The organism is Pseudomonas sp. GW822-FHT03F08 (genome assembly GCF_058801265.1).
Genome location: NZ_JBXANC010000001.1, coordinates 157,453 through 176,289 on the forward strand (window position 1 = coordinate 157,453; position 18,837 = coordinate 176,289).

Below are 18,837 nucleotides of genomic sequence, written 5' to 3' on the forward strand. Positions count from 1 at the left end.
CATCAATCACGCGCTGGAGGTGGGAAAGACTCTTATCTGATTGCGACGCGCCAAAAGGTGGCGCGTTTTATTGCCGATGCTCGCTTGGTGCGCAGTTTTGACTGGTCTGGTGTTCTCAGAGGAATCAGCACTCGACCGCGCTGACCGCCAACCCGCCCCGCGAAGTCTCTTTATATTTGTCATGCATGTCGGCGCCGGTATCGCGCATGGTGCGGATCACCCGGTCCAGCGAAATAAAGTGCTGACCATCGCCGCGCAGGGCCATCTGTGCCGCATTGATCGCTTTGACCGCCGCAATGGCATTGCGCTCGATGCACGGCACCTGGACGAGACCGCCCACCGGATCGCAGGTCAGGCCGAGGTTATGTTCCAGGCCGATTTCAGCCGCGTTGCACAATTGCTCCGGGCTTGCGCCGAGGATTTCCGCCAGCCCTGCCGCCGCCATTGCGCAGGCCGAACCGACCTCGCCTTGGCAACCGACTTCAGCGCCAGAGATCGAGGCGTTCTTCTTGCACAGAATCCCCACCGCTGCCGCCCCGAGGAAATAGTCGACCACGTTGGCGTCGGTCACTGCCTCGCTGAATTTCATGAAGTAGTGCAGCACCGCCGGAATGATCCCGGCCGCGCCGTTGGTCGGTGCCGTGACCATGCGCCCGCCGGCCGCGTTTTCTTCGTTCACCGCCAGGGCGAACAGGTTGACCCACTCCATGGCGCTGAGGGTCGAGCCGATCACATTGGGCTTGTTCAATTCCTGAAGGCTGCGGTGCAACTTGGCCGCACGCCGCCGCACGTTCAGGCCGCCGGGCAGGATGCCTTCGTGCTTGAGGCCCTGCTCGACGCAATCCTGCATCGCCCGCCAGAGCTTCATCAGCCCGGCGCGGATTTCCTCTTCGCTGCGCCAGACTTTCTCGTTGGCCATCATCAGTTCGGCGACACGCAGATTGTTCTGCTTGCACAGCTCCAGCAGCTCGACGGCGCTGGAGAAGTCATAAGGCAATTCGGTGCGATCCAGATCCACCACACCGCTGGACGCCTGCGCCTCATCGACGACAAAACCGCCGCCGACCGAATAGTAGGTATCGCGATGAATCTCGCCGTGATCGCCTTCGGCAACCAGGGTCATGGCGTTGGGATGGAACGGCAGGTTTTCGTCGATCAGGCGCATGTCGCGGGCCCATATAAAGGGCACCGACAAACGACCATCCAGTAAAAGGGTGTGAGTTTCGCGCAGGGCCTGGATTCGTGGGCCGATCTGCGACGGATCGATCGCGTCCGGCCACTCGCCCATCAGTCCCATGATCACGGCGTTGTCGCTGCCGTGACCGACACCGGTGGCCGACAGCGAACCGAACAGCTGCACCTCGATCCGCCGCACTTGCTCCAGCAGGAATTTGTCGCGCAGAGACTCGACGAACAGCGCCGCGGCGCGCATTGGCCCGACGGTGTGAGAGCTGGACGGGCCGATGCCGATTTTGAACAGGTCGAAAACGCTGATAGCCATTGATGCAGAGCTCCTGAGAGTGCCGTCCGGGGCGTGAAGCGCCCGCTGGCGGAGCTGCTACGCTCAAGCTGCGATCCGCCGGAATGCCCGCATCATCAGGCTTTTCCCGGGTCGCTCGGCGTCTGACACCGACGCACTCATGCCCACTAACGCCGTGCCGGTTTTCGCCCGTGTTTTCGCCGTTTTTATGCGGTTCAGATGGCCAAACGGGGCTGAAAAAAGCTGTAAACGACGTCACCGACACTGGATGCGACCATCCCTGTACTGGATACGACGCACCCTGTAGGCGTCAGATTTTCACTGGTACATGATCGTATCGACTCGATTGCAAGGCGCCGTGGTAGAGCTGTCTCCAGAACGCCATCCAACCGCAACCTATAAGTGCGGTGGTCCAGTCGGAACACTGCCAAAAAAAACACCAAGGAGTCCATCCATGAAAGGTTCCCCGTCGTTGTTGTTGGCCGCCATGCTGAGTCTGCCGTTACTGGCTCAAGCCGCAGAACCGGCGCAGTGCAGTACCGTTAACTTCTCCGATGTCGGCTGGACCGACATCACCGCAACAACCGCGACCACCAGCGTGGTGCTCGACGCCCTCGGCTACAAGACCAAGACCACCATGATCTCCGTGCCCGTGACCTACAAGTCGCTGGCCGACGGCAAGAACATGGACGTGTTCCTCGGCAACTGGATGCCGACCATGGAAAACGACATCAAGGCCTACCGTGATGCCGGCACCGTGGAAGTCGTGCGCACCAACCTCAAGGGCGCCAAATACACCCTCGCCGTACCGCAGGCGCTGTACGACAAGGGCCTGCATGACTTCGCCGACATCGCCAAATTCAAGAAAGAACTCGACGGCAAGATCTATGGCATCGAGCCGGGCAACGACGGCAACCGTCTGATCCAGAGCATGATCGACAAGGATGCCTTCGGCCTGAAAGCCGCGGGTTTCAAAGTCGTCGAATCGTCCGAAGCGGGCATGCTCTCGCAGGTCGACCGCGCGCAGAAACGCGACACCGCCGTGGTTTTCCTCGGCTGGGCGCCGCACCCGATGAACAAGCGCTTCAAGATTCAATACCTGACCGGCGGCGACGACTTCTTCGGCCCGGATTTCGGCGCGGCCACCGTTGCGACCAACACCCGCAAGGGCTACGTCGAAGAATGCAGCAACGTCGGTCAGTTGCTGAAGAATCTGGAGTTCACCGTCGACATGGAAAGCACCCTGATGGGCAACATCCTGGACGACAAGATGAAGCCTGACGCGGCCGCCAAGGCCTGGCTGAAAAAGAATCCACAGGTGCTCGATACCTGGCTCGCTGGCGTGACCACCATTGACGGTAAACCTGGCCTGGAGGCCGTGAAAGCCAAGTTGAATCAGTAATCGCTTATGCCGGACGGCTCCGGCCGTCCGGGCTGTTTATTTCCTTGCATGCGGACGTTCACTACCATGCTGATTGATCAGAAAATCCCTTTAGGCCAGTACATCGCGGGCTTCGTTGAATGGTTGACGCAACACGGCGCCAGCACCTTCGACGCAATCGCCGTGACCCTGGAAACGATGATCCACGGCGTGACGTTTGCGCTGACCTGGTTCAACCCGCTGGTGTTGATCGGCCTCATCGCTCTGCTCGCGCACTTCATTCAACGCAAATGGGGCCTCACCGCCTTCGTGATCGCCTCCTTTCTGCTGATCCTCAATCTGGGGTACTGGCAGGAAACCATGGAAACCCTCGCCCAGGTCATGTTCGCGACCCTGGTCTGCGTGGTCATCGGCGTGCCGCTGGGCATCGTCGCTGCGCATAAACCGATGTTCTACACTTTGATGAGGCCGGTGCTCGATCTGATGCAGACCGTACCGACCTTCGTTTACCTCATTCCTACCCTGACCCTCTTCGGGCTGGGCGTGGTTCCGGGCCTGATCTCCACGGTGGTGTTCGCCATCGCTGCGCCGATCCGCCTGACCTACCTGGGCATCCGCGATGTCCCGGAAGAACTGATGGACGCCGGCAAGGCCTTCGGCTGCTCGCGTCGCCAACTGCTTTCACGGATCGAACTGCCCCACGCCATGCCAAGCATCGCGGCCGGCATCACCCAGTGCATCATGCTTTCATTGTCGATGGTGGTGATCGCGGCACTGGTGGGCGCCGACGGACTCGGCAAACCGGTGGTCAACGCACTGAACACTGCTGATATCGCCCTGGGCTTCGAAGCGGGCCTGGCGATCGTACTGCTGGCGATCATGCTCGACCGTATCTGCAAACAACCCGACGCAAAAGTAGGGGGTGACGCATGAGCATTATTCGCTTCGATAACGTTGACGTTATCTTCGCCAAGGATCCACGCGAGGCGCTCAAGCTGCTGGATCAGGGCATGACCCGTAACGAGATCCTGAAAAAGACCGGGCAGATTGTCGGCGTTGAAAAAGCCAGCCTGGATATCGAGAAAGGTGAAATCTGCGTACTGATGGGCCTGTCCGGCTCCGGCAAATCCAGCCTGTTGCGCTGCATCAACGGCCTCAACACCGTGAGCCGCGGCAAGCTGTTCGTCGAGCACGAAGGCAAGCAGATCGACATCGCCTCCTGCACCCCGGCCGAACTGAAAATGATGCGCACCAAGCGCATTGCGATGGTTTTCCAGAAGTTCGCCCTGATGCCTTGGTTGACCGTGCGCGAGAACATCAGCTTCGGTCTGGAAATGCAGGGCCGTCCCGAGAAAGAACGGCGCAAACTGGTGGACGACAAGCTTGAGCTGGTCGGCCTGACCCAGTGGCGCAACAAGAAACCCAACGAACTGTCCGGCGGCATGCAGCAGCGTGTAGGCCTGGCCCGCGCGCTGGCGATGGACGCCGACATTCTGCTGATGGACGAACCGTTCTCGGCCCTCGACCCGCTGATCCGTCAGGGTCTGCAGGATGAATTGCTGGAACTGCAACGCAAGCTGAGCAAGACCATCGTGTTCGTGAGCCACGACCTCGACGAGGCGCTGAAACTCGGCAGCCGCATCGCGATCATGAAAGACGGCCGGATCATCCAGTACAGCGTGCCGGAAGAGATCGTGCTCAATCCTGCGGACGATTACGTGCGCACCTTCGTTGCCCACACCAATCCGCTGAACGTGCTCTGCGGTCGCAGCCTGATGCGCACCCTGGACAACTGCAAACGCATCAACGGTTCGGTGTGCCTCGATCCGGGCGGCGATTCGTGGCTGGACCTGGCTGAAGGCAACACCATCAAGGGTGCACGCAAGAACGGTTCGGTACTCGACCTGCAGAACTGGGTGCCGGGGCAAGCGGTGGAAGGCCTCGATCGTCGTCCGACACTGGTGGATTCGAACATCGGCATGCGTGACGCCTTGCAGATCCGTTACCAGACCGGCAACAAGCTGGTGCTGCACGACAACAACCATGTGGTGGGGATTCTTGGGGACAGCGAGCTGTATCACGCGCTGCTCGGCAAGAACCTGGGGTAAAGAGAGCAGACACAAAAACGCCGCGAGAGGATCGCGGCGTTTTTGTTTTCATCATTCCCACGCAGGACGTGGGAATGAACAATCGCTATTAGCTGTACACCCGGCCAAGGAGCTGCCGATGGCTTTCAAACTGATCGAGCACATCGCGAGTGATCTGATCCTGCGTGAAGCCCATCAGGTCGTAATCCTGGCTGCCGTTGTGCAGGTACACCTCGGCGCGGTAGTAACGCTGGCGCGCTTCATCGGACTGGGCCGATTCGGTCGGGGTCGCCAGATAGCCGTCCAGGCTCACTTCGTAGACAAAAGGGTTGCCCTCTTCCATCTCGACGCGCACGCCCATGCAACGCTTGGATTTACCCAGCAGCGTTTGCACTTCCAGGCCTTGGGTACGCAGCTGTGCAGCCGCATCGTCCAGCGCCGGAGTAACGTGTTTGTCCATGAAACGTTGCACCACCGACTGGCTCGGTTGCAGGTCCAGTTGAGTCAGGCGCTCGCTGAAACCACGACGACCGCGCTCAGCCAGTTGCGCTTGCTCCTGTTCGATCTGCACGTCCTGGCGCATGGCCTTGTGCAAGCCGAACATGAAGAACACCAGCACCACCGAGAACGGCAGACCGGCCAGCACCACCATGGTCTGCATGGCTTCGAAGTTACCGGCGAACAGCAGGCCGATGGTCACCAGGGTGATCACGACCGACCAGAAGATCCGCAACCAGTGCGGTGCGTCTTCGTCGACGGTGCCGCCCTTGCAGGAAAGGTTGGCCATCATTACCGCGCCAGAGTCGGCCGGGGTCAGGAACAGTACGAAACCTACAAAGATCGACACACCGATGACGACTTTCGACGCCGGGTAATGTTCAAGCAACTGATAGATCGCCATCGACGGCTGTTCCAGCGCCGTCTTGCCAAGCTCCACCGCACCGTGGTTCATCACCAGGTCCAGTGCCGAGTTACCGAAGATCGACAGCCACGCCAGGGTGAAGCCCAGCGGAATCAGCAGCACGCCGGCCACCAGTTCACGCACGGTACGACCACGGGAAATCCGCGCGATGAACATGCCGACGAATGGGGCCCAGGAAATCCACCATGCCCAGTAGAACAGAGTCCACAGGCCCAGCCAGCGGTCGGACTTGGCACTGTCGCCTTCATAGACGTACAGGTCGAAAGTCTTCAGCACCACGCCGTTGAGGTAGTCACCGATGTTCTGCACGAAGCCGTTGAGCAGGTGCAGGGTCGGGCCGAACAGCAGCACGAAAATCAGCAGGCCGCTGAACAGAATGATGTTGAGGTTGGACAGACGACGGATGCCGTTTTCCACGCCGGACACGGCAGCGATGGTCGCCACGGTGCTCATCACGATGATCACGATCAGCAGGTTGGTGTTGCTGTGCTCCATGCCGAACAGGTTTTCCAGGCCCGAAGATACTTGCAGCGAGCCGATCCCCAGGTTGGTCACCAGACCCAGCAGGGTCACGAACATGCCGAAGCCGTCTACCGCATGACCGGCAGCGCCCTTGACCCAACGCTCGCCCACCAGCGGGTACAGCGCCGAACGCAGTGCCAGCGGCTGGTTATGACGGTAAGCGAAATAGGCAACAGCCAGACCGACCAGTGCGTAGATCGCCCAGCCGTGCAGGCCCCAGTGCAGGAAAGTCAGCTGAACAGCCTGACGCGCCGCCAGGTTGGTAGCGGACGCACCTTCCGGTGGGTTGAAGTAGTGATCCAGCGGCTCGGAGGCGCCGAAGTACAGCAGCGAAATACCGATACCCGACGAGAACAGCATCCCCGCCCAGGCGCCATAGCTGAAATCCGGGGTGTCGTCCTTGCTACCCAGTTTGAGTTTGCCGTAGGAAGAAAACGCCAGGCCCACCACAAACACCAGGTAAGCGGCGATCACCACCATGTAGTACCAGCCGAAGCTGCGGGACAACCAGGCCTGAGCCACTCCCAACAATCTGCCGGCCTCTTGCGGGGCGATGATCAGAATGGCGGTCAACAACAGAATCAACGCGGTAGAGGTGTAGAACACCCAACCGTTGACCGTCACCTTCTCGGGCGGGGTCTTTATAAGCGAGGCAGAACTCATGGCACAAATGCTCCAGGCAGTGCGAGAGAAGAACACAAGGCAACACGGAACCCGACCAATCGGTTAGTTGGCAGCCGACCGGCGGGTGATATAAAGACACCCCGAAAAAAGCCCGAACCTGCAGAGATGGCACCGCGAATCGCCGTCGTGGCCGAGGTCTGGACGTTCATCCGAAACCTGGCCTCGAGCGTCTTGCCCATTCAACACGTCCATCGAACGTCGAACCGCGCCTTGCCCCGCGCAGGTTTCGAGCATTTTCGGATGTCGGTTTATCGCCACTTACACGTAGGAAAAATCTGTAGGCAGCGACGATTTGTCGCAGATCTTATTCTTTGTTGATTGAACGTTCAATCAAAACAAAATAGACTGGCCCTCAATCCGATCGGCGTTTATCGCCCGTTGGAAGGCCTAAGGAGATGTGCAAGATGCCCAAGGTCGGTATGCAACCCATCCGCCGCCAACAACTGATCGAAGCCACTTTGCAGGCCGTCGATCAGGTCGGAATGGGGGACGCCAGCATTGCGCTGATCGCCCGTTTGGCCGGTGTCTCGAATGGCATCATCAGTCACTATTTTCAGGACAAAAACGGCCTGATTGCCGCCACGATGCGGTATCTGATGAGCGTCCTCAGCGAGAACGTCACCGCGCGCCGTCAGGCGCTGGCAGACAGCAGCCCCCGGGCGCATCTGCAGGTGATCATCGAAGGCAACTTCGACGCCAGCCAGGTCAATGGCCCGGCAATGAAAACCTGGCTGGCCTTCTGGGCCACCAGCATGCACCAGCCGTCTTTGCACAGGTTGCAGCGGATCAACGATCACCGTCTGTATTCCAACCTGTGCTGCGAGTTCCGCCGTGTGTTGCCGCTCGAAGATGCGCGCAGCGCCGCCCGTGGACTGGCAGCTCTGATTGACGGCTTGTGGTTGCGCGGCGCGCTGTCGGGAGACGCTTTCGACACCGCGCAGGCGCAACAGATCGCTTACGAATACATGGATTTCCAATTGGCCAAGAAGGTGAGCTAGAGCACAGAGAAAACGCTCGGCCCCTGAACGCCACCGCAGCCTGATCGCGGTGGTCAACGCCAACCACTTATGCACTTGCGAGGACACTATGGCCCGTTTCGAACTGCAAAAACTCTACATCGATGGCGCGTACTCCGACGCCGGCAGCGATGCCACCTTCGAAGCCATCAACCCGGCTAACGGTGAAGTCCTCGCACAAGTGCAACGTGCGACCAAGGAAGACGTCGAGCGCGCAGTCGTCAGCGCCGAAAAGGGCCAGAAAATCTGGGCCGCGATGACCGCCATGGAGCGTTCGCGCATCCTGCGTCGCGCCGTCGACATCCTGCGCGAGCGCAACGATGAACTGGCTGCTCTGGAAACCCTGGACACCGGTAAAGCGTTCTCCGAAACCAAATACGTCGACATCGTTACCGGCGCCGACGTGCTGGAATACTACGCAGGCCTGGTACCCGCCATCGAAGGCGAGCAGATCCCGCTGCGTGACACCGCATTCGTCTACACCCGTCGCGAGCCGCTGGGCGTGGTTGCCGGTATCGGCGCGTGGAACTACCCGATCCAGATCGCCCTGTGGAAATCCGCTCCAGCCCTGGCGGCCGGTAACGCGATGATCTTCAAGCCAAGCGAAGTCACCTCGCTGACCACCCTGAAACTGGCCGAGATCTACACCGAAGCCGGCGTTCCGAACGGCGTGTTCAACGTCCTGACCGGCAGCGGCCGTGAAGTCGGCACCTGGCTGACCGAGCACCCGCGCATCGAGAAAATCTCCTTCACCGGCGGCACCGACACTGGCAAGAAGGTCATGGCCAGCGCTTCGGCTTCGTCGCTCAAAGACGTGACCATGGAGCTGGGCGGCAAGTCCCCGCTGATCATCTGCGACGACGCCGACCTGGATCGCGCCGCCGACACCGCCATGATGGCCAACTTCTACAGCTCCGGTCAGGTCTGCACCAACGGCACTCGCGTGTTCGTACCGAGCCACCTGAAAGCCGCTTTCGAAGCCAAGATCGTCGAGCGCGTTGCCCGCATCCGCGTTGGCAACCCGGAAGACGAAAACACCAACTTCGGCCCGCTGGTCAGCTTCGCGCACATGGAAAACGTGCTGGGCTACATCGCCAAGGGTAAAGAAGAAGGCGCTCGCGTTCTGTGCGGCGGCGACCGTCTGACCGACGGCGAATTCGCCAAAGGCGCGTTCGTGGCACCGACCGTGTTCACCGACTGCACCGACGACATGACCATCGTCCGTGAAGAAATCTTCGGCCCGGTAATGGCGATCCTGACCTACGAAACCGAAGAAGAAGTGATCCGCCGCGCCAACGACACCGACTTCGGCCTGGCCGCCGGTATCGTCACCCGCGACCTGAACCGCGCCCACCGCGTGATTCATCAACTGGAAGCCGGTATCTGCTGGATCAACGCCTGGGGCGAGTCCGACGCAAAAATGCCGGTCGGCGGTTACAAGCAGTCGGGCGTTGGCCGTGAGAACGGCATCAGCTCGCTGAACAACTTCACTCGCATCAAATCGGTACAGGTCGAGCTGGGCGATTACGTCTCGGTGTTCTAAGACCCGCCATCGTGCGCTGCCCGCGAAGCCGCCTTCGCGGGCATGTCTGCTCGCCGCTCCCACACGGGAAGCGCTGGCTGTCTGACCTGACCAACTTTCAAAGAGGGTGCATTCAATGTCCCAAGAATTCGATTACATCATCGTGGGTGCCGGTTCTGCCGGTAACACCCTGGCGACCCGTCTGACTGAAGACGAAGGCGTCACCGTCCTGCTGCTCGAAGCAGGCGGCCCGGACTACCGCATGGACTTCCGCACGCAGATGCCGGCCGCACTGGCCTTCCCGCTGCAAGGCCGTCGCTACAACTGGGCGTACGAAACCGATCCGGAACCGTACATGGACGGTCGCCGGATGGAATGCGGTCGCGGCAAAGGCCTCGGCGGTTCCTCGCTGATCAACGGCATGTGCTACATCCGCGGCAACGCGATGGACTACGACGGCTGGTCGAAACTGCCAGGTCTGGAAGACTGGACCTACCTCGACTGCCTGCCGTACTTCCGCAAAGCGGAAACCCGCGACATCGGCCCGAACGACTACCACGGTGGCGAAGGTCCGGTCAGCGTGACCACGCCGAAGGCGGGCAACAACCCGCTGTTCCACGCCATGGTTGAAGCTGGCGTACAAGCCGGTTACCCGCGCACCGAAGACTTGAACGGCTACCAGCAGGAAGGCTTCGGCCCGATGGACCGCACCGTGACGCCGAAAGGCCGTCGTGCTTCCACCGCCCGAGGTTATCTGGACGTGGCCAAGAAGCGTTCGACCCTGACCATCGTCACTCACGCCCTGACCGACAAAGTCTTGTTCGACGGCAAGCGCGCCGTTGGCGTGCGTTACCTGGTCGGCGCTGCCGAAGAGCGCGTTGAAGCCCGCGCCCGTAAAGAAGTCATCGTCTGCTCCGGCGCGATCGCTTCGCCGCAACTGCTGCAACGCTCCGGCGTAGGCCCGGCGAAACTGCTGGAAAGCCTCGACATCCCGGTCGTTCACGATCTGCCGGGCGTCGGCGAAAACCTGCAGGATCACCTCGAGCTGTACCTGCAATTCGCCTGCACCCAACCGGTCTCGCTGTACCCGTCGCTGCTCTGGTACAACCAGCCGGCCATTGGTGCCGAGTGGCTGTTCAACGGCACCGGCATCGGCGCCAGCAACCAGTTCGAAGCCGGCGGTTTCATCCGTACTCGCGAAGAGTTCGAATGGCCGAACATCCAGTACCACTTCCTGCCGGTGGCGATTAACTACAACGGCAGCAACGGTGTGCAAGAGCACGGTTTCCAGGCGCACATGGGTTCCATGCGTTCGCCGAGCCGTGGTCGCATCCAGGTCAAATCCAAGGATCCGCGCCAGCACCCGAGCATCCTGTTCAACTACATGGCCACCGAACAAGACTGGCAGGAATTCCGCGACGGCATCCGCCTGACCCGTGAAATCATGCAACAGCCTGCACTGGACGCTTTCCGTGGCCGCGAAATCAGCCCGGGCATCGAAGTGCAAACCGATGAGCAGCTGGACAAGTTCATCCGCGAGCACGCCGAAACCGCGTTCCACCCGTCCTGCTCGTGCAAGATGGGCACCGACGAGATGGCCGTAGTGGATGGCGAAGGCCGCGTGCATGGCATGCAGGGTCTGCGTGTGGTCGATGCCTCGATCATGCCGATCATCACCACCGGCAACCTGAACGCGCCGACGATCATGATGGCCGAGAAAATCGCCGACAAGATCCGTGGCCGTCAGCCACTGCCGCGCAGCAAGGCGCCGTACTACGTCGCTGGCGATGCGCCGGTGAAAGGCAAGGCACTGCGTGATGTGAGTGCTGTTGCTCAGTAAGTCGTAATACCGGGCGGTGATCGTTCCCATGCAATGTGGGAACGATCAGCCGACTCAAAGCAGTAAATCCTCCTACACCCCCTCTTCACTTGATCCTACCCCCACGCAGGCCTACTCTAGTCCTCGCGCAATCGTTTCACCCCTCCCCGCCGAATCCGCTTCGCCGCTACTCCCATAACAAGGAGGTTCCCTGATGTTCGATTTCCACCCCCAGCTCAAGCAGCGCTTCGCTGCCTTGCGCACGGGCGCCGAGTTTTTTTCCCTGCGGTATGTACGCGAGTCCGGCCAGTACCTGTCGGTGCGCAAGAACGTTGCCGAGCCGCCGAGCCTGAGCCGCGACGAAGGCGCGATGCTCACCGTTCGCGTCAACGGCGTCGAAGCCTACGCCGCGACCAATGACCTGTCGCAACAAGGCCTGCAAGCCGCCCTCGAGCGCGCCGAACAGCAGGCCCGGCGGATCAAGCCCCACGCCCTGCTCGACCTGAGCCAGCAGCCGGTGTCCAGCGACCGCGCCGACTACTTTTCACCCAATCTTGAACAACCCTTCCCGTCCCTGAGCGAATGCTTCGAGCTGCTCGGCTCGGAGTCCGCCTCGGTGCCAAAGGATGAGCGCCTGGTGAATTGGGAAGTGAGCATCGGCATCACCCACGTCGAGCAGATCTACCTGAGCAGTGTCGGGGCCGAATTGCGCCAGGCCCAGCGCTTCGTTTATCCGGGCCTGGACGTCACCGCCTACGACGGCAACGACAGCCAGACCCGCAGCCTCGGCCGCGAGAACTTCGGCCAGCAGGGCGGCGCCGACGTGATCAGCCGTTGCGGTCTGATCGGCGCCGGCCCGCAAGTCGCCGATCAGGCGCTGCAACTGCTGCTCGCGCCGAACACCCCGCAAGGCCCGCGCGACCTGCTGCTGATGCCTGACCAGATGATGCTGCAGATCCATGAATCCATTGGTCACCCACTGGAACTGGACCGGATCCTCGGCGACGAGCGTAATTACGCCGGCACCAGTTTCGTCAAAACCTCGGATTTCGGCAGCCTGCAATACGGCTCGAAACTGCTCAACGTGACGTTCGATCCGGGCATTCCCGAAGAACTGGCGAGTTACGGTCACGATGACGACGGCTCCAAAGCCAGCAAGCAATTCCTGATTCGCGAAGGCCTGTTGGTACGGCCGCTGGGCGGTGCCTTGTCGCAGTTCCGCGCGGGTCTGGACGGTGTCGCCAACAGCCGCGCCTGTGGCTGGAATCGCCCACCGATCGACCGTATGGCCAACCTCAACATCGAGCCGGGCGATCAGCCGCTGGAACAACTGATCGGCGGCATCGAAAACGGCATTCTGATGAGCACCAACCGCTCATGGTCGATCGACGATGCACGCAACAAATTCCAGTTCGGCTGCGAATGGGGCCAGTTGATTGAAAACGGCGAACTCAAAGGCGTGGTGAAGAACCCGAACTACCGGGGTATTTCCGCGCACTTCTGGAAGAGCCTGCGCGCCGTCGGCAACGCCGGCACCACCAAAGTGCTGGGCACGCCGAACTGCGGCAAGGGCGAACCGAACCAGGTGATCCGCGTCGGCCACGCTTCGCCGGCCTGCGTGTTCAGCAATGTTGATGTGTTTGGGGGAGACGCCTGATGAGTACTTCCAAGAGCCAGGTCGAAGCCTTCAAGGTTCTGGTCAACTGGCTGCGCGATACCGTGCGCGAGCCGGAACAATTCACTCTGAGTTACGACGCCGAATCGTCGGCCTTCGTCCGCTTCAACCACGCCAAGGTGCGTCAGGCCGGGCAAGTGCAGCAAGCCGGTATCGGCCTGAAACTGATCGACGACGGTCGCCATGCCGACCTGCACATCACCCTGTCCGGCGAGCCGACCACCGACCTGCAACGTCTGGCCGAAGGCCTGCAGCAACTGCGCGAAACCCTGCCGTTGCTGCCTCAGGATCCCTATCTGCTGCTCAACCACACCGGCTGGCAGAGCAAGAACGTGCAGGAGCATCCGCTGCCGGACACCGAACAGGTCGTGGCGGAAATCGCTCAAGCAGCCGAAGGTCTGGATCTGGTCGGCTTCTACGCTGCCGGCCCGATCAGCCGTGGTTTCGCCAGTTCTTCCGGCGCGTTTGGCTGGCATCAGGCCAACAGCTTCAACTTCGACTTCAGCCTGTTCCACGAGAACGGCGAAGCGGTGAAAGCCAGCTACGCCGGGCACGAGTGGAGCAGCGAAGGTTTCGCCAAACGCTTCCAGCAGGCCCGCGAGCAACTCGAGTTTCTGGGGCGACCGCTGCGCACCCTGCCACCCGGCCAATACCGCGCCTATCTGGCGCCCGCAGCCCTGGAAGAAATCATGGGCATGCTGTGCTGGGGCGGTTTCTCGGCGCAGTCGATTGCCAGCAAGAGCAGCCCGTTGCAGAAGCTGTATGCCGGCGACCAGGCGTTCAGCCCGCTGGTGTCCCTCGACGAGAAAGTCAGCGACTCGCTGAGCCCGGCGTTTTCCGGCGAAGGTTACCCGCGCAGCGATCTGCGGTTGATCATCGAAGGCAAGGCGGGTGACCAGTTGGTCGGTTCGCGCAGTGCCGCCGAATACGGTTTGACGGCCAACGGTGCCGGCGGTGGTGAGTCGCCGAGTGCGCTGAACATGGGCGCAGGCAATCTGCCGCAGGCCGAGATCCTCAAGCAGTTGGGCACCGGCTTGTACATCAGCAACCTGTGGTACCTGAACTTCTCCGATCAACCGGCCGCGCGCCTGACCGGCATGACCCGGTTTGCCACGTTCTGGGTTGAAAACGGCGAGATTCAGGCGCCGGTCAGCACCATGCGTTTCGACGACAGCGCCTACAGCCTGCTGGGTTCGCAGCTGGAAGCGTTGACTGCCGAGCGCGAGTTGCTGCTGTCAGCGAGCACCTACAGCCAGCGCAATACGTCGTCGGCGCTGTTGCCGGGGGCGTTGGTGAGCCGTCTGACCCTGACGCTCTGATACAAATCGTTCCCGCGCCTTGCGCGGGAACGATCATTCACGGCCCTACACCACAAGAGGTTCCATGCCCAACCGCCCGCCTCTCGACGCCATCACCGCCCGCTGGTTGCCGTGGGTCGTCGCCATCGCTTTCTTCATGCAGTCCCTCGACGGGACCATCCTCAACACCGCCCTGCCGGCCATGGCCCGGGATCTGGCCGAAGACCCGTTGCGCATGCAAGGCGTGGTCATCGCCTACATGCTCACCGTGGCGTTGCTGATTCCAGCCTCGGGCTGGATCGCCGACCGCTTCGGCACCAAGAAAATCTTTTTCGGCGCGATCCTGCTGTTCAGCATCGGCTCGTTGCTCTGCGCCCTGTCGAGCAGCCTGAGCATGCTGATCGGTGCCCGGGTGATTCAGGGCCTCGGCGGCGCACTGATGTTGCCGGTCGGACGGCTGGTGGTGCTGCGCGCCTACCCGCGTTCGGAACTGGTGCGGATCATGGGCTTCATTACCATTCCCGGCCTGCTCGGCCCGCTGATCGGCCCGACCATGGGCGGCTGGATGGTCGAATACCTGACGTGGCACTGGATCTTCCTGATCAACCTGCCGGTGGGCGTCATCGGTTGCTACGCGGTGTGGAAGTTCATCCCCGACCTGCGCGGCACCGAACGTACGCGCTTCGATAGCCTGGGCTTCCTGCTGTTCGGCGCGGCGATGGTGCTGATCACCATCGCCATGGAAGGCCTCGGCGAACTGCACCTGCCGCACTTGCGGGTGATGCTGTTGCTGTTCGGCGGCATGGCGTGTCTGGCGGCGTACTGGCTGCGCGCCGGGCACATCGACAATCCGCTGTTCGCGCCGTCGCTGTTCAAGACCCGCACCTTCGCGGTCGGCATCCTCGGCAACCTGTTCGCTCGCCTGGGCAGCGGCGCCCTGCCGTTTCTGGTGCCGTTGCTGCTGCAAGTGGCGCTGGGTTATTCGCCGTCCCAGGCCGGGATGAGCATGTTGCCATTGGCCGCTGCGGCGATGGTCGCCAAGTGGGGCGCGCGGCCGCTGATCGAACGCCTCGGCTATCGCATCGTGCTGACCGGCAACACGCTGTTTCTGGGGATCATGCTGGCGAGCATGGGCCTGGTCAGCGAGCAGACGCCGTACTGGCTGCTGCTGTGCCTGCTGGCGATTCTCGGGGCGATCAACTCGCTGCAATTCACCGCGATGAACACCGTGACCCTGATCGACCTCGACGACGCCAGCGCCAGCAGCGGCAACAGCCTGCTGTCGGTGGTGGCGCAGTTGTCGCTCAGCCTCGGCGTGGCGTGCGCCGGTGCGCTGCTCGGCGGCTTCACGGCGGAGATCGGAAACGACGGTGTTGAGACCGTGTTGGGCGCGTTTCAGCTCACGTTCGTGACCGTTGGGATCATGGCGATGCTGGCCGCAACCATCTTCTCGCAGCTTTCCAAGAATGACGGACGGCGTGTCAGAGGTCCGGAACAGCACATCGAGTCTTAGTTTCCGGACGATAAGTGCCTACACTCGACCATGCTGCGTTGAAAACAGGCTCGAAATGCTCATTGGCTAAAGCCAACTCCGCTTTCTCGCCTGTTTTCGCCTTGCCTGGCCTTCGCTCGGCGACTTCTCGTCCGGAAACTACGGGCTAATGGCCACTGGGCTGGTACACTGCGCGACATTTTGTTTTGCAGGCCAGTCCCGTGACCACCATCGCCACCGCTTTTAATACTTTGCCGCTGTCCGCCGCCATGCTGGCTAACCTCGAATCGCTCGGTTATGCCCAGATGACGCCGATCCAGGCGCAGAGCTTGCCGGTGATCCTCAAGGGGATGGACCTGATCGCCCAGGCCAAGACCGGCAGCGGCAAGACCGCCGCGTTCGGCATCGGCCTGCTGAACCCGATCAATCCGCGCTACTTTGGCTGCCAGGCGCTTGTGATTTGCCCGACTCGCGAACTGGCCGACCAGGTCGCCAAGGAAATCCGTCGTCTGGCCCGCGCCGAAGACAACATCAAGGTCCTGACCCTGTGCGGAGGCGTGTCGTTCGGCCCGCAGATCGGCTCGCTGGAGCACGGCGCGCACATCATCGTCGGCACCCCGGGCCGCATCCAGCAGCACCTGCGCAAGGGTTCGCTGGTCCTCGACGGCCTCAACACGCTGATCCTCGACGAAGCCGACCGCATGCTCGACATGGGTTTCTACGACGCCATCGAAGACATCATCGAGCAGACCCCGGCCCGTCGTCAGACCCTGCTGTTCTCCGCGACCTACCCGGTGGGCATCAAGCAACTGGCGTCGAAGTTCATGCGTGATCCGCAAACGGTGAAAGCCGAAGCGTTCCACGACGACACGCAGATCGAACAGCGCTTCTACGAGATTTCTCCGGAAGAGCGCATGAGCGCGGTGACCAAGGTCCTGCACCACTTCCGTCCAGCTTCCACCGTGGCATTCTGCTTCACCAAGCAGCAAGTGCAGGAAACCGTCGATCACCTGACCTCCAAAGGCATTTCCGCCGTCGGCCTGCACGGCGATCTGGAACAGCGCGACCGCGATCAGGTACTGGCAATGTTCGCCAACCGCAGCACTTCGGTACTGGTTGCCACGGACGTCGCCGCCCGTGGTCTGGACATCGATGCACTGGACATGGTGATCAACGTCGAACTGGCCCGCGATTCGGAAATCCACATTCACCGCGTCGGCCGTACCGGTCGTGCCGGCGAGAAAGGCATCGCGGTCAGCCTGGTGGCGCCGTCCGAAGCGCACCGCGCGCAAGCCATCGAACAACTGCAGAAAACCCCGCTGAACTGGGATCAGGTGGACAACCTGAAATCCCAGGGCGGTGCCCCGCTGCAACCGCCGATGAGCACGCTGTGCATCGGTGGCGGCCGTAAAGACAAGGTGCGCCCGGGCGACATTCTTGGCGCACTGACCGGCGATGCCGGCATCCCTGGCGCTCAGGTTGGCAAGATCGCGATCTTCGACTTCCAGTCCTATGTGGCGGTTGAGCGCACCGTGGTCATGCAGGCGCTGCAGCGTTTGAACAACGGCAAGATCAAGGGTCGTTCGCTGCGCGTACGCGTCCTCTGACCTGATCGTTCCCGCGTCGAGGCGTCGAACCGTCCGCGCGGGAATGCATCCTGTGACGCTCCGCGTCACGATTTAAAAGCGGACGCAGAGCGTCCATGGCGGCATTTCCACGCAGAGCGTGGGAACGATCATTGTGTGAGGACACCGTTTTGCGCTCTACCGAAGTCGTGATCATTGGCGCTGGCGCCGCAGGGTTGATGTGTGCACTGACCGCCGCCGGGCGCGGGCGTCAGGTGCTGCTGCTCGACCACGCGAACAAGGCCGGCAAGAAAATCCTGATGTCCGGCGGTGGGCGCTGCAACTTCACCAACATGTACACCGAGCCGAGCAATTTCCTCTCGCAGAATTCGCACTTCTGCAAATCCGCGCTGGCCCGCTACACCCAGTGGGATTTCATCGGCATGGTCGCCAAACACGGCGTGCCGTATCACGAGAAAAAGCTCGGCCAGTTGTTCTGCGATAACAAATCCAGCGACATCCTCGGCATGCTGCTGGACGAGTGCGATCAGGTCGGCGTCAACCTGCACCTGGACACCTCGATCCAGACCATCGAGAAAGTCGAGGGCGGTTACTTGCTCGACACCACCCTCGGCCAGATCCAGTGCCAGTCGCTGGTGATCGCCACCGGCGGCCTGTCGATCCCGACGTTGGGTGCCACCGGTTTCGGTTATCAGGTCGCCAAGCAATTCGGCCACGACCTGCTGCCGACCCGCGCCGGGCTGGTGCCGTTCACCATCACCGATCAGCTCAAGGATTTGTGCACCGAACTGTCCGGCACCTCGGTGGATTGCCTGGTCAGCTGCAACGACCAGAGCTTTCGCGAGAACATCCTGTTCACTCACCGCGGCCTCAGCGGCCCGGCGATTTTGCAGATTTCCTCGTTCTGGGAATCCGGCGACACCGTCGAGATCAACCTGCTGCCCGATCACGACGCGGCGAGCTGGCTGCAACAGCAAACCGCCGAACGCCCGAACAGCGAACTGAAAACCCTGCTCGGCGAAATCTTCACCAAGAAGATGGCCAACCTGCTGGCGGACAACTGGTTCGTCTCCAAACCGATGAAGCAGTACACCCACGCCGACCTCGCGGACATCGCCGAGAAACTCGGCAGCTGGAAAGTCGTCCCGGCCGGCACCGAAGGCTACCGCACCGCCGAAGTCACCCTCGGTGGCGTCGACACCCGCGAAGTCTCGTCCAAGACCATGGAATCGCTGAAAAGCCCGGGCCTGTACTTTGTCGGCGAAGTGCTGGATGTCACCGGGCATCTGGGCGGTTTCAACTTCCAGTGGGCCTGGGCATCGGGTTACGCGGCGGCGCAATACGTCTGATTCG

At 61.4% G+C, this 18,837-nt stretch carries 13 protein-coding genes; 11 read left to right on the forward strand and 2 right to left on the reverse strand.

The window, feature by feature from the left end; translation table 11 throughout:
* Positions 1-124: 124 nt before the first annotated feature.
* Positions 125-1,501, reverse strand: coding sequence for an L-serine ammonia-lyase (locus AC1RME_RS00695; protein WP_102619740.1), 1,377 nt, complete (start codon positions 1,499-1,501; stop codon positions 125-127).
* A 433-nt stretch (positions 1,502-1,934) separates the two neighbouring features.
* Between AC1RME_RS00695 and AC1RME_RS00700 the strand changes: the two genes are divergently transcribed.
* The 3 genes from AC1RME_RS00700 (at position 1,935) to choV (ending at position 4,969) form a co-directional block, all read left to right on the forward strand.
* A complete protein-coding gene (locus AC1RME_RS00700; protein WP_096817750.1) occupies positions 1,935-2,882 on the forward strand; it encodes a choline ABC transporter substrate-binding protein in 948 nt (315 codons plus the stop codon).
* A 66-nt stretch (positions 2,883-2,948) separates the two neighbouring features.
* Complete coding sequence (gene choW, locus AC1RME_RS00705) at positions 2,949-3,794, forward strand: choline ABC transporter permease subunit (protein ID WP_085709139.1); 846 nt, start codon at positions 2,949-2,951, stop codon at positions 3,792-3,794.
* A complete protein-coding gene (gene choV / locus AC1RME_RS00710; RefSeq protein ID WP_096817748.1) occupies positions 3,791-4,969 on the forward strand; it encodes a choline ABC transporter ATP-binding protein in 1,179 nt (392 codons plus the stop codon). The genes choW and choV overlap by 4 nt, the downstream gene beginning before the upstream one ends.
* 88 nt (positions 4,970-5,057) lie before the next feature.
* Here the strand turns inward: choV and betT are convergent, their stop codons facing one another.
* Positions 5,058-7,055, reverse strand: coding sequence for a choline BCCT transporter BetT (gene betT, locus AC1RME_RS00715; protein ID WP_493090249.1), 1,998 nt, complete (start codon positions 7,053-7,055; stop codon positions 5,058-5,060).
* A 425-nt stretch (positions 7,056-7,480) separates the two neighbouring features.
* Between betT and betI the strand changes: the two genes are divergently transcribed.
* From betI to AC1RME_RS00755, 8 genes are all read left to right on the forward strand, one after another.
* On the forward strand, positions 7,481-8,074 hold the full coding sequence (gene betI, locus AC1RME_RS00720; protein ID WP_085731629.1) for a transcriptional regulator BetI: 594 nt from the start codon (positions 7,481-7,483) through the stop codon (positions 8,072-8,074).
* 88 nt (positions 8,075-8,162) lie between these two features.
* The gene (gene betB / locus AC1RME_RS00725; RefSeq protein ID WP_096817745.1) at positions 8,163-9,635 is read left to right on the forward strand and encodes a betaine-aldehyde dehydrogenase; all 1,473 of its coding nucleotides are present in this window, start codon (positions 8,163-8,165) and stop codon (positions 9,633-9,635) included.
* Positions 9,636-9,750: 115 nt separating this feature from the next.
* A complete protein-coding gene (gene betA / locus AC1RME_RS00730) occupies positions 9,751-11,454 on the forward strand; it encodes a choline dehydrogenase (RefSeq protein WP_102619738.1) in 1,704 nt (567 codons plus the stop codon).
* A 193-nt stretch (positions 11,455-11,647) separates the two neighbouring features.
* Positions 11,648-13,090: a TldD/PmbA family protein gene (locus AC1RME_RS00735; protein ID WP_493090252.1), complete on the forward strand. Its 1,443-nt coding sequence runs from the start codon at positions 11,648-11,650 to the stop codon at positions 13,088-13,090.
* Entirely contained in the window at positions 13,090-14,427 is a 1,338-nt protein-coding gene (locus AC1RME_RS00740) for a TldD/PmbA family protein (RefSeq protein WP_493090254.1), read from the forward strand. The genes AC1RME_RS00735 and AC1RME_RS00740 overlap by 1 nt, the downstream gene beginning before the upstream one ends.
* Before the next feature lie 64 nt (positions 14,428-14,491).
* Positions 14,492-15,919, forward strand: a complete 1,428-nt coding sequence (gene mdtD, locus AC1RME_RS00745; protein ID WP_493090256.1) for a multidrug transporter subunit MdtD — start codon at positions 14,492-14,494, stop codon at positions 15,917-15,919.
* A 200-nt stretch (positions 15,920-16,119) separates the two neighbouring features.
* On the forward strand, positions 16,120-17,505 hold the full coding sequence (gene dbpA / locus AC1RME_RS00750) for an ATP-dependent RNA helicase DbpA (RefSeq protein WP_096817735.1): 1,386 nt from the start codon (positions 16,120-16,122) through the stop codon (positions 17,503-17,505).
* A 149-nt stretch (positions 17,506-17,654) separates the two neighbouring features.
* On the forward strand, positions 17,655-18,833 hold the full coding sequence (locus AC1RME_RS00755) for a BaiN/RdsA family NAD(P)/FAD-dependent oxidoreductase (protein WP_493090258.1): 1,179 nt from the start codon (positions 17,655-17,657) through the stop codon (positions 18,831-18,833).
* Positions 18,834-18,837 lie beyond the last annotated feature (4 nt).

Excerpts from the sequence above, each read along its gene's own strand:
- AC1RME_RS00695 (WP_102619740.1), bottom strand. The coding sequence starts at position 1,501 with ATGGCTATCAGCGTTTTCGACCTGTTCAAAATCGGCATCGGCCCGTCC.
- betA (WP_102619738.1), top strand. The coding sequence starts at position 9,751 with ATGTCCCAAGAATTCGATTACATCATCGTGGGTGCCGGTTCTGCCGGT.
- AC1RME_RS00740 (WP_493090254.1), top strand. The coding sequence starts at position 13,090 with ATGAGTACTTCCAAGAGCCAGGTCGAAGCCTTCAAGGTTCTGGTCAAC.
- betB (WP_096817745.1), top strand. The coding sequence starts at position 8,163 with ATGGCCCGTTTCGAACTGCAAAAACTCTACATCGATGGCGCGTACTCC.
- betT (WP_493090249.1), bottom strand. The coding sequence starts at position 7,055 with ATGAGTTCTGCCTCGCTTATAAAGACCCCGCCCGAGAAGGTGACGGTC.
- AC1RME_RS00700 (WP_096817750.1), top strand. The coding sequence starts at position 1,935 with ATGAAAGGTTCCCCGTCGTTGTTGTTGGCCGCCATGCTGAGTCTGCCG.
- choW (WP_085709139.1), top strand. The coding sequence starts at position 2,949 with ATGCTGATTGATCAGAAAATCCCTTTAGGCCAGTACATCGCGGGCTTC.
- choV (WP_096817748.1), top strand. The coding sequence starts at position 3,791 with ATGAGCATTATTCGCTTCGATAACGTTGACGTTATCTTCGCCAAGGAT.
- AC1RME_RS00735 (WP_493090252.1), top strand. The coding sequence starts at position 11,648 with ATGTTCGATTTCCACCCCCAGCTCAAGCAGCGCTTCGCTGCCTTGCGC.
- mdtD (WP_493090256.1), top strand. The coding sequence starts at position 14,492 with ATGCCCAACCGCCCGCCTCTCGACGCCATCACCGCCCGCTGGTTGCCG.
- betI (WP_085731629.1), top strand. The coding sequence starts at position 7,481 with ATGCCCAAGGTCGGTATGCAACCCATCCGCCGCCAACAACTGATCGAA.